The sequence below is a fragment of the Pseudonocardia sp. genome, assembly GCF_050250275.1.
Classification (GTDB): Bacteria; Actinomycetota; Actinomycetes; order Mycobacteriales; family Pseudonocardiaceae; genus Pseudonocardia.
This window is the reverse complement of record NZ_JBFWOY010000040.1, coordinates 44,732-56,177: the sequence shown is the minus strand read 5'-3', so window position 1 is coordinate 56,177 and position 11,446 is coordinate 44,732. Positions and strand designations below refer to the sequence as shown.

The following is an 11,446-nucleotide window of genomic DNA, read 5'->3' as shown; positions in this document are numbered from 1 at the left end:
TCTTCACCCGCACGACCAGCGGAGCGATCCGTAATCTCAAGGCCCAGAACCGCTCAGTTTCCTAGCCCGGACGTCAACCATCACCCGGGACAGGAACGTCAAGCGTCAGGTGAGACCAGACAACGCTGACGCCGCGCCGTCGACGACTACGGGTCAGAGATGACCTGGACACCGTCGTGCGCTCGGGCAGCCACGCCATCGCCGAGAGCGTCGAGGACGCGGACCGCGTAGGCCGGCGCCATGAGCTGCTCGACCTCGACGGGCGTCAGCCAGCGGACGCGCTGGGCCTCGTCAGACTCTCCCGGGTCGCCACCGACAGCGGCGCATCGGAACACGAGTGCGACGACTCCGCGAGGCAGGTTCTTGTAGGCGCCGGTGAGCCGCTCGACCTCGACGTCGACACCGGTCTCTTCAGCGACCTCGCGCCGCACGCCTTCTTCGAACGTCTCGCCGAGTTCGAGCACGCCGCCCGGCGGTTCCCAATGCGCATTGTCTCGACGCTGCACAGCGAGAATGCGGCCGTCGTCGCGCACGACAATCCCGGCTACGCTCACGGAATGCTTCGGCGTGTCGGTCATGCCCCTGCTTTCCCTCGTTGACTCCGCGCAACTACGGTAACAGTCGTCTGGACGACTGGAGGAGTTCGAAGTGCAGCTCGGGAGCATCGACCGCGGCGATGATCGACCGCCGTACCGGCAGATCGCGGCCCAGCTGCGCGACGCCATCAACCGCGGCGAGCTGCGTCCCGGCGACCGCCTCCCGTCCGAGGCCGAGCTCACCGGCCACTACAGCGTCGCCCGCATGACCGCGCGGCAGGCTATCCAGGAACTGCGCACCGAGGGCCTGGTTGTGGCTGAGCACGGGCGCGGGGTGTTCGTGCGGCTTCCGGCCCCCGTACGGCGTCTGGCGTCGGACCGGTTCGCGCGCAAGCACCGTGAGGCCGGACAGGCCGCGTTCCTCGCCGAGGCAGAAAAGGCCGGCGTGCGCGCCCAGGTCGACCAGATTGAGGTCACCACCGCTCCCCCGGCTCCCGACGTGCGTGAACGCCTCCGACTCTCTGACGGTGACGCCGTGCTCGTGCGCTCGCGGCGCTACCTGGCCGACGACCGGCCGATCGAGGTCGCCGTCTCCTATCTGCCCGCCGAGATCGCTGAGGGCACTCCGATCGCGGCGGTCAACACCGGCCCGGGTGGCATCTACGCCCGCCTGGAAGACGCCGGGCACACCCTCGACCACTTCGTCGAAGAGGTCACCGCGCGGATGCCGACCGCCGACGAGCGCCGACGCCTGGAGTTGGCCGACGGGGTGCCCGTGCTCGTCGTCGTCCGGACCGCGTTCGACACGACTGGCCGCCCGGTCGAGGTCTGCGACACCGTCAAAGCCGCACCCGCGTACGTCCTTGAGTATGAGGTCCCAGCACGCTGACGTGCGACTACGGACAAATCCTCGCGACTTGTTGCGACTTGTCTAGACGTTCTGTTAGCCTCTTCTAACTCCCCTAGACGTCCAGTCAAGGGCAAGTGACGGAGGACAGCATGCGTGACATCCCGGTCAACCTCGGCGGCTACAAGCTCGTGATCGTCGAGCCCCCGGCACCGAAGATGCGCGAGGACGCCAACGGCGCGCAGGTCCCGGTGACAGACAAGGCCGGCGCCACCCAGTTCGTCGTCGCGCTGTTCGCGAAGCTGCGGACCAACCCCGGTGAGCGGTCGCAGAAGGGCGAGGAGATCAAGGTGACCCTGGCGACCGACCCGGGTGAGGGGTTCGGGGAGGACGTGCGGGTCGAGCTGCTCGACGCGCGCGTGAGCCAGTACCAGATCGACAACGGCGCGGGCCGGGTCACGTCTGGGCTGTCGTTCAAGGCGATGGGCATCAAGCACGCCCCGGCCCCGCGTGGTGGTGGCGACAAGTGAGCCGCCCCGACTGGCTGCCCTCAACCTCGGTGGACGTGAACGTGCACGTCCACGAGACGGCGCGGCTGATCCCACACCTCTACACGCAGGAGCAGCGGGCCACCGTGCGGGCCGAGGGCTCTGGCGGCTCGGTGACCCTCTACGCCACCCGCGACGGCCTCGTCCGCCTGCGCGACATCCTGGCCAAGGTCGTGGCCCAGCTCGACGCCGCCCGCCACAACCCGGCCGCCTGACCTTTTCCCGGCCTGCGGGGTAGCCACCCCGAATCTCGTCCGCGCCATTTCTGCGCACCCATCCCGCAATTCGCCGAATTCGGCTGTGGCTACCCCCATGCCCAAATCCGGAAGGACATCAGCGATGACCTGCACGGACTGCTCCGGCAGCGGCGCTTGTGACTGCTGCCAGGGCTACGGCACCACCGCCGACACCTACCCCGGCGCCGAGGACGGGACCGACTGCCCGGCCTGCGACGCCACAGGCGCCTGCTCGACCTGCCACGGCACCACCCACCCCTGCACGACTCAGCCCGTCACGACTCAGGAGGTCCTGACATGCAGGTGATCACCACGACCCGCCCCGGCGGCCGTACCCGCCCCACGACCTTCGGCGTCGGCCGCCTGGTCCGCCGGTTGGAACGCGAGCGGCGCCAATGGATCGTCCCGGACGGCCCGGAGCTGCCCACCGAACAGGCCTGGCGCGCCGGGATCGCCGAAGGTCTCCGCCTGGCCGCGCTCGCGATCCGCAAGGGGGTCTGAGCGATGGCCCACGCGTCCACGACGTCGCTGACCCGCGTCTACCCCCACGGCCGCAACCACCGCCCGTCCTCGCGCACCGCAGGCGCCGAGTGGCGCGCACTCGCCTGGCTGGCCCGCCACCCCGCGTTCCTGCTCGTCCTCGCCGCGATCATCGCTGCACTGGTGCTCGTCGGACCGGTCCTCACCGGCGCCGTGCTCGGCGCCCTGGTCCTCGCCGTGCTCGTGTGGGGCCGCTGCCACCCCGCCAGCTTCGACCGCTGGGCCGCCCCGATCCTGCGCCCGCTCTGGCGACGCTGGACCTGCTACCGCGGCCGCCGCTGGGCCGACACCCTCGCCGACTGCGACCTCGCCCGGGAGAACCGGCGCACCGGTCGCCTCGTCATCCCCCGCATCCTGCGCGTCCGCTCCGCCACGCTGTCGATCGACACCCTCTACGTCCGCCCCGCCCGTGGTCAGGACCTGCGCACCTGGACCGACCGCGCCGACGCCCTCGCCGACGCACTCACGGCGCATCGGGTCGCGATCACCCGCACCCGCCCCGGCGTCCTGGCCATCGTCGTCGAGCGGGACATGCCGTTCGACCACGTCATCCCCGCCCCCGCCATCCCCGTCGACGCTGCTGACGCAGACCTGTCGGCCCTCGACGTCGGCGACAACGAACACGGCCAGCCGTTCACCCTGCGCGTCCTCGGCACCCACGTCCTCGTCGCCGGCGCCTCCGGCTCGGGCAAGGGGTCGCTGTTGTGGGCGCCCATGCGCGCCATGGGACCCGCGATCCGTGACGGCCTGGTCCGGCTGTGGGTGATCGACCTCAAGGGCGGCGCCGAGACCTCACGCGGCGCCCCACTGTTCCACCGCCACGCCACCACCATGACCGACGCCCTGCGCGTCCTGCACGACGTCCGCGACGTCCTCAAGAACCGCCAGGAACACATGCGCGCCAACAACCTCCGCCGCCTCGACGTCTCCACCGACCGGCCTCTCGATGTCGTGGTGATCGACGAGATGGCCATGCTCACCGCCTACGGCGAACGCTCCGACGTCCGCGACGCCCTCCGCCTGCTCGCCGAGCTGCTCACCCAGGGCCGGGCCTGCCTCATCAGCGTCATGGGCTACGTCCAGGAGCCCTCCAAGGACGTCGTGGACGTCCGTGAGCTGTTCCCCACCCGGGTCTGCCTCGGGGTCACCGCCGCCTCCCACGTCGACATGGTGCTCGGCGACGGAGCGCGGGAGCGGGGTGCGCTGGCCGATGAGATTCCTGGCGACCCCCGCCACGCCGGGATCGGGTTCGTCATCGACCAGGGCTCGCGGCTGCCCGTGCGGTTCCGTGCCGCCTACGTGAGCGACACCGAGATCGACGAGCTCGTTGACCGCTGCACCCCACGGCCCCGTCTGCAGGCGATCGGGCTGCCCGCCGACGACGATGAGGGGGTGGCGTGATGTGGACCGTGACCGGTTGGGCGGTCGCCGTCTGGCTCAAGCTCACCCTGTTTCTCGCCGTCGCGGTCGGCGCCGCGTGGTGGCTGCTGCCCACCGGCTCCGGCTGGTTCCCGCTGATCCTCCTCACCGCCGCTCTGGTCGAGCTGTGGTCGGTCCGCGCACTGGCCGCTGAGTGGGCCTCGGAGGCCCGTAGCTCCTGGTGGTGGCACCGATGACCCGGCACCCCGAATCCGCCGGGCAAGCCCTGCTCTTCGACGACGACCTGACCCACCGGGTCCTGCGCGAGGCACGGGACCCCGGCTACGTGCTGGTCGGCATCGCAGAGAAGGTCCACAGCCGCGCGGTCGGCACCCGCGCCGCGGAGATGGCGATCCCGGCCCGACCCGACGAGGCCGCCACCGTGGCCCAGCTGCTCGCCGCCGGGCGACTCCTGCACGGTGCACGGGTGGCGGTCCTGCTCGACAGCCGCCGGGAACCCGAACCCGCCGTCCTGGTCGACGTCCCCGCCACCGCGACCACCGCCCCCGCCCCGGACGGCCTGGTCCGGCTGCTCGTCGACGTCGTCCGGCCCGGCCTGGGCCTGGTCACCGCCGCCGACGGGACGTTCTCCGGGTCAATCGTCCGCCAGGACGGCGCCTACCTCGTGGAGACCGAACACGGCGACGTCATCGGCCGGGCCTCGTCCTACCGGGCTGGGGCCGCCCGCTTGGCCCGCCACCACCAGCGCCGACCCGGTGCCGTCGAGATCGAGCACGAACGCGAGGTCTACCCATGACCACCACCCACGACACCGACAGCGCGTTGTCCGCCCGGCTGCGCTCGTTCGACTACCCGACCTGGCGGGCCCGCGTCGAAGCCACCGGCGGATGCGCCCACCCCGTCCGGCTCCGCGGCTCCTCCACCATCACCACCACCTCCGGCCGCGTCCTCGTCGAGCGCACCGGCGAGGTCTGGGCACCGTGCGGGAACCGCCGCGAAACCGTGTGCCCCGCCTGCTCGGACCGCTACGCCGCCAACGCCTTCCACCTCATCCGCGCCGGACTCGCAGGCGGCGACAAGGGCGTCCCGACCACCGTCACCGACCGGCCCCGCCTGTTCCTGACCCTCACCGCGCCCTCGTTCGGCTCGGTCCACTCCCGACGCCTCTCGGCTCGTGGGCGGGTCATTCCGTGTCCCTGCGGCACCCACCATCGTGACGGCGACCCGAATATCGGGACCCCGCTCGACCGAGACACCTACGACTACGTCGGGTCGGTGCTCTGGCAGGCCCACGCCGGGAAGCTGTGGCACCGCTTCACCATCGCCCTGCGCCGCGCCCTGGCCGCCGGGCTCGGACTCTCCGCCCGCGAGTTCGCCGGACGTGCCCGGCTGTCCTACGCCAAGGTCGCCGAGTACCAACGTCGCGGGCTGGTCCACTTCCACGCCGCGATCCGCCTCGACGGCCCCGACGGACCCACCGACCCGCCGCCCTCCGGCGCCACACACGACCTGCTCGCCGACGCGGTCCGTGACGCCGCCCGGTCGGTGCTGCTCGAGGTCGCCCGACCCGACGGCGAATCACTCGCGCTCGCCTGGGGGGCGCAGGTCGACGCCCGCCGCATCACCGCCACCGCAGCGGCCGAGGTCACCGACGACCGCGGCGAGATCACCGACCAGCGGTTGGCCGGCTACATCGCCAAGTACGCCACCAAGGGCACCGGCAAGACCGACCAGCACCCCGACCGCCCCATCCGATCGCTGGCCCACCTCGACCACCTCCGGCTGCACCCGCACTACCGGCGGATCATCGAAACCGCCTGGCAGCTCGGCGGCCTCGACACCTACGAGCCGCTCAACCTGCGGAAGTGGGCGCACATGCTCGGGTTCTGCGGCCATTTCCTCACCAAGTCCCGCCGCTACTCCACGACGTTCCGCGCCATCCACCACGACCAGCGCACCTGGCGTCTTGCCGAGCAGCTCGACGAGCTCGGCCACGACCCCGCCACCGAGCCGGTGATCGTCGTCAACAACTGGCACCTCGTCGGCATCGGCCACCGCGACCAGACCGATCGCGAACTCGCGATAGCCCACGCCGAACGCATCCGATCGACTCGGAGGACCCAGTGAGCACGATGGACAAGCTCCTGACGCTGCAGCAGCTTGCGGAACTCCTCGGGGTCCCGGAGGCGACCGTCTACCAGTGGCGTTCAAAGGGCTACGGCCCGCGCGGGCTGCGGGTGGGCAAGCACGTCCGCTACCGCCCCGCCGACGTCGAGAAGTGGCTGACGTCGCTCGCTCACGAGGTGGCCTGATGGCCCACGTCCAGGATCGGTGGTTCCGCACGCGCCCGGACCCCGACAACCCCGACAAGACCCTGCGCGAACAGACCGCACGCCACGGGCAGGGCCACCGCTACAAGGCACGATTCGTCGCGCCAGACGGCAACGAGGTGTCCCGATCGTTCGCCGATGGTCAGCTCAAGGTCGCCAAGCAGTGGCTCGCCAAGCAGCAGGTCGACCAAGCACTCGGAGTGTTCGTCGACCCACGCGCCGGAAAGATCACGGTCCGCGCCTTCGCGGCGCGATGGCTGGCCGATCTCGACGTCGACGAGATGTCGCGTGAGGCGTTGGAGATGCGCTTCCGCTCGCGAATCCTGCCTGAGCTGGGCTCACTGCAACTCGCAGCCGTCACGTCGAGCACGATCCGCGGTTGGGATCGCCATCTGCGCGAGGCCGGCATGTCCGACCGGTACCGGCACACGCTGTTCACGAACCTCTCCGCGCTGTTCACGGCCGCCGCCGACGACGGCCTGATCGGGAAGAACCCGTTCAGCGGCAAGTCGGTCCGCAAGCCGCGCCCGGTCAAGGACAAGGTCGTCCCGTGGCCTGCAAAGCAAGTGTGGGCGGTCAGGGCCGTGCTCCCCGAGCGGTTCCGCGTCCTCGTCGACCTCGCCGCCGGCCTCGGCCTTCGTCAAGGTGAGTGCTTCGGGCTCGCGGTGAGCGACGTCGACTTCCTCCGTGAGGTCGTCACGGTCCGGCGGCAGGTCAAGACCGTTCGCAATGCGCGAGTGTTCGCGCTGCCGAAGTACGACAAGACGCGGGAGGTCCCGCTACCGGAGCCGGTCAAGCTCGCCCTCGCTGCGCACCTGCGCCGGTTCCCTCCGGACCCCATCGAGCTGCCGTGGGACGTGCCCGGCGGCAAGCAGCAAGCGCACACGCTCGTCGTGACGTCGATGTGGCACCACGCGATCGCGGCCAACGACTTCAACCGGAACTACTGGAAGAAGGCGCTCGCGGACGTCGACGTCCCGCACGGCCGCTACGAGAACGGTATGCACGACCTCCGCCACTTCTTCGCCTCGGTGCTGCTCGAACACGGCCTGTCGATCAAGGCCGTGGCCGAGTGGCTGGGCCACACCGACGCCGCATTCACGCTCGCGACGTACACGCACCTGATGCCCAGCAGCGACGACAAGACCCGCTCGGCGATCGCGGACGCCTACGACGAGCAGGACGGCCCGACCGACTCCGACGGCCCAGCGACGGCCCAGGGCTCTGACAGCGACCAGTAATGCCAGGTCAGACCCAACATGACATCAGATCGACAAGATCTTCTGGGAGACCAAGCAGGCTGCCTGATCCAGGCGCTCCACGGACGGCGCCGACCCGCGGCTCGCGGGTCGGCGCCGTTTCCGTTGCCGGGGGGCGCGTCGCATCTCCGGCGGCAGACGAGGGCGCGGCGGCGGTGCCCTTGGGGAGAGCGTCGCGCGGCGCAGCAGCGCCCGGGCAGATCCGGCGAGCGCCCACCGGGCCGCGGCGATCATGACCGGGGCGTGGCAGGTGCGGGCGCCCTGAGAGGATCGCGGCGTGAGTCGCTGGTCCGAGCTGCGCGCCGAGACAGTCCTGTGGGAGGACGGGTCGTGCCTCGTCGTCGACAAGCCGTCCGGTCTGTCGGTGATGGGCGAGCGCCACGACACCGATCTGGTGACCATCGCCGCCGACGGCGGTGAGGAGCTGCGCTGGGTCAACCGCATCGACAAGGTCACCTCGGGCGCGGTGCTGCTGGCCAAGACGAAGGAGGCGCACGGGGCGCTGACGCGGCAGTTCCAGCAGCGGACCGTCGCGAAGACGTACCTGGCGGTCTGCCGGCCCGGCGGCTTCCCCGGGAAGGCGGTCGTCGAGCTGCCGTTGATGACCGCGGGCAGCGGGAGGATCCGGGTGGCGGCCGACCGCGACCACATCAGGTTCGACGAGGGACGCTGGTTCGTCCGCCCCGAGGACGAGCACTCCCGCAAGAGCTTCGCCTCGCGGACGGAGTGCACGTCGTTGTTCGACGACGGCGAGTCGGTGGTGGTGCGGGCCGACCCGGTGACGGGCCGCCGGCACCAGATCCGGGTGCACCTGGCGTGGGTGGGGCACGCGATCGTCGGCGACCCGCTGTTCCTGCGCAAGACCGACCCGCCGCAGCCGCGGACGTACCTGCACTCGTTCCGCGTCGGGTTCCGCTCCCCCGCGGGTGAGGACGTGACGGTCGAGGCCGTGCCGCCCGACGACTTCTGGGCGCCGGTTCCCGCTGCCGTCGCCGGTGACCTCGTGGACCGCGCGCGCGAGCGGTAGTTCACTCGGGCAGGTGCCCGATCTGGACCACGTCATCGTCTTCCTGCCCGGTCCCGACGCCGTGCCCGCGCTCGACGGCTTCGGCCTCGACGCGGGCACCCGCCACGAGGGGCAGGGCACACGCAACCGGCGGCTGCTGTTCCCGAGTGCGTACGTCGAGTTCCTGTGGGTCGACGAGCCGGCGGTCGCGGGCCTGGGCTTCTCCCGGCGGTGCGCGGGTGAGGGCACGGGCTACGGGATCGTCGCGCGCGGCGACCTGCCCGTGGGCGGGTTCACCGGTTACACGGTGCCGGGCGGCGGGCCGGCGTTGAGCCTGCTGTCGGCCTCGCTGACCGACCTGACGTTGCCGTTCGTCGGCGTGTTCGTCACCGGCGATCCCGACGCGCTGCGGCCCGAGCGGCGCGCCCCGGCGGGGGCGCTGCGGCATTCGAGCGGCGCCCGTGACCTCGTGTCCGTGCGGCTCAGCTGCCCGACACCGCCGGGGATCACCGTCCACGGCGTGACGTTTGTGGAGGGACCTCCCGGGGTGCGGCTGACGCTCGCGGGCGCGCCCGATCTCGTCCTCTGACTGCGGTGCACGTCACGTTCGCCCTAGGGTGCCCGCATGGCCTCCTGGGAGGAGTTCGCGGCCGTCGCGCCCCGCATCGCCGAGGTGTTCGCGCGCCGCCACGCCAGCCGGGGCCGGACCGGACGTGCCGGATCGGGACATGAGCGCCACCCGTGACGCCCATGTCCCGCGAACGGCGATCACCGCAGCGGGTGTTGCCGTTCCGGCACGACGGCTTGCCGTGCCGCGGCCCGCGGGGACAGGGTCGCAGGCGTGAACGAGACGCACGCCGACCACCGGGACATGCGCGAGATCCCCGACCTCGCCGACATGGTCTTCGACGAGGCCTTCTGGGACGGTCGCTACCGGGCCGCGCCCACGATCTGGAGCGGTAGGCCCAACCAGCAGCTCGTCGACGAGGTGAGCGGCCTCGCGCCGGGCACCGCGGTCGACGTGGGCTGCGGCGAGGGGGCGGACGCCGTCTGGCTCGCGAGCCGCGGGTGGACGGTGACGGGCGTCGAGATCTCGCGGGTGGCGCTGGAGCGGGCCGCGGAGCATACGCGGGCGGCAGGCGTGGCCGACCGGGCGACGTGGCTGCACCTCGACGCCACCGCGGACCCGCTTCCGGGAACCTATGACCTGGTCAGCGCCCACTTCGTACACCTGCGACCGGGGATGCGCGACGACCTGAACCGCCGGCTCGCGGCGGCGACGGCGCCGGGCGGGACGCTGCTGGTGGTCGGGCACCATCCCGACGATCTCGCCGCCGGTGTGCCGCGGCCGCCGATCCCCGAGCTGTTCTTCACCGCCGACGACGTGGCCGCGGTGCTGGACCCGCAGGAGTGGACGGTCGACACCTCGCAGGCGCGGACGCGGCCGTGGACGGACGGCGAGGGTCGTGAGTGGACGATCACCGACACGGTCCTGCGCGCCCACCGCCACGTCCCGACGACCTGACGGCGGGCGCCGCAGCCCATAGGCTTCCGCCGTGACCTCGAGCACCGGCCGGATCTACCTGCTGCGCCACGGCGAGACGGAGTGGTCGAAGTCGGGGAGGCACACGGGCCGAACCGACATCGAGCTGACCGACCGCGGCCGCGAACGTGCGGTCACGACGGGGGCACTGCTCCCCCGCCTGCGCGGCACGACCGGGCCGCCGGCGCTGGTCGTCGCGAGCCCACGTGTCCGGGCGCGGGTGACGGCCGAGCTGGCGGGCCTGCACGTCGACCGGATCGACGACCGGCTCGCCGAGTGGGACTACGGCGAGTACGAGGGTGTGACGACACCGGAGATCCGCGAGTCGGTGCCGGGGTGGACGGTGTGGACGCATCCGACGCCGGGCGGCGAGACGGCAGCGCAGGTCACGGCGCGCGCCGACGCGATGCTCGCCGAGGCGGCGACCCACCTCGGCGACGGCGACGTCGTACTGGTGGGGCACGGCCAGTTCAGCCGGGTGCTGATGGCGCGCTGGATCGGGCTGTCCGCGGCGGGCGGGCAGCACATCGCGATGGACCCGGCGGCGTGGGCGGTGCTGGGCTTCGAGCGTGAGGCGCACCAGCTGGCGGCGACGAACCTCACCCCCGACCTCGCGGGATGATGACGACGGGTCAGTGGACCTGGACCTCGTCGCCGACCTGCAGCGTCTGGTAGTAGTGCTGGGCGTCGGCGTCGGTGAGGTGGACGCACCCGGCGGAGTAGCGCTGCAGGCTGCCCTCGTGGAAGGCGATGCCGCCGTCGGCGAAGAACACCGACCACGGCATGGGCTGGTTCTGGGTGTTGACGTGGTGGGGGTCCTTCCACTCCACGTGGAAGGTGCCGACCGGGGTGGGCTGGTCGGGGGCGCCCGGCATCATCGGAACGGGCCCGCCGTCGACCTTGCCGTCGGTGATGAGCCACGACTGGCGGCTCGCGAGGTCCACGCAGGCCTTCGCGGTGACGGTGCAGGGCGTGCCCTCGACGAGTGACGTCGTGCCGCCGGGCTGGGGGTTGCCACCCGCCGGGCCGGGCGCGGCCTGGGCGACGGGTGCGATGAGCATCGAGCCGAGGCCGACCGCGCCGACCGTCGCGGCGGTGAGCCGCCAACGCATCCGCAACGCCCCGACCTTCGAGTGCCGTCCCACGGTTCCCCTTCCGTCCTGCCCCTCTGATTAGACGAATGGGAGGCATGGAGGTTGCGCCGTCCGGCCCACGGGTTCA

Annotated in this window: 16 protein-coding genes; 14 read left to right on the top strand and 2 right to left on the bottom strand. The window is 71.7% G+C overall.

Going from position 1 to position 11,446, the window contains the following annotated elements:
• Positions 1-146: 146 nt before the first annotated feature.
• Positions 147-578, bottom strand: coding sequence for an NUDIX hydrolase (locus AB7F12_RS27920; protein ID WP_428498424.1), 432 nt, complete (start codon positions 576-578; stop codon positions 147-149).
• Between the two features lie 70 nt (positions 579-648).
• Here AB7F12_RS27920 and AB7F12_RS27915 point away from each other — a divergent pair, with 70 nt between their 5' ends.
• The 14 genes from AB7F12_RS27915 to AB7F12_RS27850 all read left to right on the top strand — a co-directional run bounded on the left by AB7F12_RS27915 (position 649) and on the right by AB7F12_RS27850 (position 10,847).
• Positions 649-1,425, top strand: coding sequence for a GntR family transcriptional regulator (locus tag AB7F12_RS27915; protein WP_428498425.1), 777 nt, complete (start codon positions 649-651; stop codon positions 1,423-1,425).
• Between the two features lie 110 nt (positions 1,426-1,535).
• Positions 1,536-1,913, top strand: a complete 378-nt coding sequence (locus tag AB7F12_RS27910; protein ID WP_428498426.1) for a hypothetical protein — start codon at positions 1,536-1,538, stop codon at positions 1,911-1,913.
• 35 nt (positions 1,914-1,948) lie between these two features.
• Positions 1,949-2,146 carry a hypothetical protein gene (locus AB7F12_RS27905; protein ID WP_428518031.1) on the top strand — a complete coding sequence of 66 codons (198 nt, stop codon included), beginning with the start codon at positions 1,949-1,951 and terminating at the stop codon, positions 2,144-2,146.
• A gap of 318 nt (positions 2,147-2,464) precedes the next feature.
• Entirely contained in the window at positions 2,465-2,668 is a 204-nt protein-coding gene (locus AB7F12_RS27900) for a hypothetical protein (protein ID WP_428498428.1), read from the top strand.
• 3 nt (positions 2,669-2,671) lie between these two features.
• Positions 2,672-4,108, top strand: coding sequence for an FtsK/SpoIIIE domain-containing protein (locus AB7F12_RS27895; protein WP_428498429.1), 1,437 nt, complete (start codon positions 2,672-2,674; stop codon positions 4,106-4,108).
• 8 nt (positions 4,109-4,116) lie between these two features.
• A complete protein-coding gene (locus AB7F12_RS27890; protein ID WP_428498430.1) occupies positions 4,117-4,323 on the top strand; it encodes a hypothetical protein in 207 nt (68 codons plus the stop codon).
• Positions 4,320-4,883 (top strand): hypothetical protein, encoded by a 564-nt coding sequence (locus AB7F12_RS27885; protein WP_428498431.1) that lies wholly within the window; start codon positions 4,320-4,322, stop codon positions 4,881-4,883. Before AB7F12_RS27890 ends, AB7F12_RS27885 begins: the two co-directional genes overlap by 4 nt.
• Entirely contained in the window at positions 4,880-6,214 is a 1,335-nt protein-coding gene (locus AB7F12_RS27880) for a replication initiator (RefSeq protein ID WP_428498432.1), read from the top strand. The genes AB7F12_RS27885 and AB7F12_RS27880 overlap by 4 nt, the downstream gene beginning before the upstream one ends.
• A 5-nt stretch (positions 6,215-6,219) precedes the next feature.
• The gene (locus AB7F12_RS27875; protein ID WP_428498480.1) at positions 6,220-6,399 is read left to right on the top strand and encodes a helix-turn-helix transcriptional regulator; all 180 of its coding nucleotides are present in this window, start codon (positions 6,220-6,222) and stop codon (positions 6,397-6,399) included.
• A complete protein-coding gene (locus tag AB7F12_RS27870) occupies positions 6,399-7,658 on the top strand; it encodes a tyrosine-type recombinase/integrase (RefSeq protein WP_428498433.1) in 1,260 nt (419 codons plus the stop codon). Before AB7F12_RS27875 ends, AB7F12_RS27870 begins: the two co-directional genes overlap by 1 nt.
• Before the next feature lie 295 nt (positions 7,659-7,953).
• On the top strand, positions 7,954-8,703 hold the full coding sequence (locus AB7F12_RS27865) for an RluA family pseudouridine synthase (protein WP_428498434.1): 750 nt from the start codon (positions 7,954-7,956) through the stop codon (positions 8,701-8,703).
• 13 nt (positions 8,704-8,716) lie between these two features.
• Complete coding sequence (locus AB7F12_RS27860) at positions 8,717-9,271, top strand: VOC family protein (RefSeq protein WP_428498435.1); 555 nt, start codon at positions 8,717-8,719, stop codon at positions 9,269-9,271.
• A gap of 252 nt (positions 9,272-9,523) precedes the next feature.
• Entirely contained in the window at positions 9,524-10,207 is a 684-nt protein-coding gene (locus AB7F12_RS27855) for an SAM-dependent methyltransferase (protein ID WP_428498436.1), read from the top strand.
• A gap of 31 nt (positions 10,208-10,238) precedes the next feature.
• On the top strand, positions 10,239-10,847 hold the full coding sequence (locus tag AB7F12_RS27850; RefSeq protein WP_428498437.1) for an acid phosphatase: 609 nt from the start codon (positions 10,239-10,241) through the stop codon (positions 10,845-10,847).
• 10 nt (positions 10,848-10,857) lie between these two features.
• On the opposite strand, the gene AB7F12_RS27845 is transcribed toward AB7F12_RS27850, so the two are convergent.
• Entirely contained in the window at positions 10,858-11,370 is a 513-nt protein-coding gene (locus AB7F12_RS27845; protein ID WP_428498438.1) for a L,D-transpeptidase, read from the bottom strand.
• Positions 11,371-11,446 lie beyond the last annotated feature (76 nt).

Bases quoted from the DNA above. Each gene is read 5' to 3' on its own strand.
- AB7F12_RS27920 (WP_428498424.1), bottom strand. From the start codon at position 578: ATGACCGACACGCCGAAGCATTCCGTGAGCGTAGCCGGGATTGTCGTG.
- AB7F12_RS27910 (WP_428498426.1), top strand. From the start codon at position 1,536: ATGCGTGACATCCCGGTCAACCTCGGCGGCTACAAGCTCGTGATCGTC.
- AB7F12_RS27900 (WP_428498428.1), top strand. From the start codon at position 2,465: ATGCAGGTGATCACCACGACCCGCCCCGGCGGCCGTACCCGCCCCACG.
- AB7F12_RS27895 (WP_428498429.1), top strand. From the start codon at position 2,672: ATGGCCCACGCGTCCACGACGTCGCTGACCCGCGTCTACCCCCACGGC.
- AB7F12_RS27885 (WP_428498431.1), top strand. From the start codon at position 4,320: ATGACCCGGCACCCCGAATCCGCCGGGCAAGCCCTGCTCTTCGACGAC.
- AB7F12_RS27880 (WP_428498432.1), top strand. From the start codon at position 4,880: ATGACCACCACCCACGACACCGACAGCGCGTTGTCCGCCCGGCTGCGC.
- AB7F12_RS27875 (WP_428498480.1), top strand. From the start codon at position 6,220: ATGGACAAGCTCCTGACGCTGCAGCAGCTTGCGGAACTCCTCGGGGTC.
- AB7F12_RS27870 (WP_428498433.1), top strand. From the start codon at position 6,399: ATGGCCCACGTCCAGGATCGGTGGTTCCGCACGCGCCCGGACCCCGAC.